The sequence below is a fragment of the Streptomyces tamarix genome (assembly GCF_032423885.1).
Classification (GTDB): Bacteria; Actinomycetota; Actinomycetes; order Streptomycetales; family Streptomycetaceae; genus Streptomyces; species Streptomyces tamarix.
On record NZ_JAWCTQ010000100.1, the window covers coordinates 1 to 1117 of the forward strand.

A 1117-nucleotide genomic window follows, 5' to 3' on the forward strand; every position below is an offset into this window, starting at 1 on the left:
CTGCTGAACACATAGGCAGTGTGGAGGGAACGAGGGGAAGTGAAACATCTCAGTACCCTCAGGAAGAGAAAACAACCGTGATTCCGGGAGTAGTGGCGAGCGAAACTGGATGAGGCTAAACCGTATACGTGTGAGACCCGGCAGGGGTTGCGTGTACGGGGTTGTGGGATCTCTTTTTCATAGTCTGCCGGCTGTGAGACGAGTCAGAAACCGTTGATGTAGGCGAAGGACATGCGAAAGGTCCGGCGTAGAGGGTAAGACCCCCGTAGCTGAAACATTGACGGCTCGTTTAAGAGACACCCAAGTAGCACGGGGCCCGAGAAATCCCGTGTGAATCTGGCGGGACCACCCGCTAAGCCTAAATATTCCCTGGTGACCGATAGCGGATAGTACCGTGAGGGAATGGTGAAAAGTACCGCGGGAGCGGAGTGAAATAGTACCTGAAACCGTGTGCCTACAAGCCGTGGGAGCGTCGGACATCAAGCTTGCTTGGTGTCTCGTGACTGCGTGCCTTTTGAAGAATGAGCCTGCGAGTTTGCGGTGTGTTGCGAGGTTAACCCGTGTGGGGAAGCCGTAGCGAAAGCGAGTCCGAATAGGGCGGTTTAGTAGCGCGCTCAAGACCCGAAGCGGAGTGATCTAGCCATGGGCAGGTTGAAGCGGAGGTAAGACTTCGTGGAGGACCGAACCCACCAGGGTTGAAAACCTGGGGGATGACCTGTGGTTAGGGGTGAAAGGCCAATCAAACTCCGTGATAGCTGGTTCTCCCCGAAATGCATTTAGGTGCAGCGTCGTGTGTTTCTTGCCGGAGGTAGAGCACTGGATAGGCGATGGGCCCTACCGGGTTACTGACCTTAGCCAAACTCCGAATGCCGGTAAGTGAGAGCGCGGCAGTGAGACTGTGGGGGATAAGCTCCATGGTCGAGAGGGAAACAGCCCAGAGCATCGACTAAGGCCCCTAAGCGTACGCTAAGTGGGAAAGGATGTGGAGTCGCAGAGACAACCAGGAGGTTGGCTTAGAAGCAGCCACCCTTGAAAGAGTGCGTAATAGCTCACTGGTCAAGTGATTCCGCGCCGACAATGTAGCGGGGCTCAAGCGTACCGCCGAAGTCGTGTCATT

At 55.5% G+C, this 1117-nt stretch carries 1 rRNA gene; it reads left to right on the forward strand.

Features of this window, described 5'->3' with window-relative positions:
• Positions 1-1117 (forward strand): 23S ribosomal RNA (locus RND61_RS32425); the annotation flags it as partial.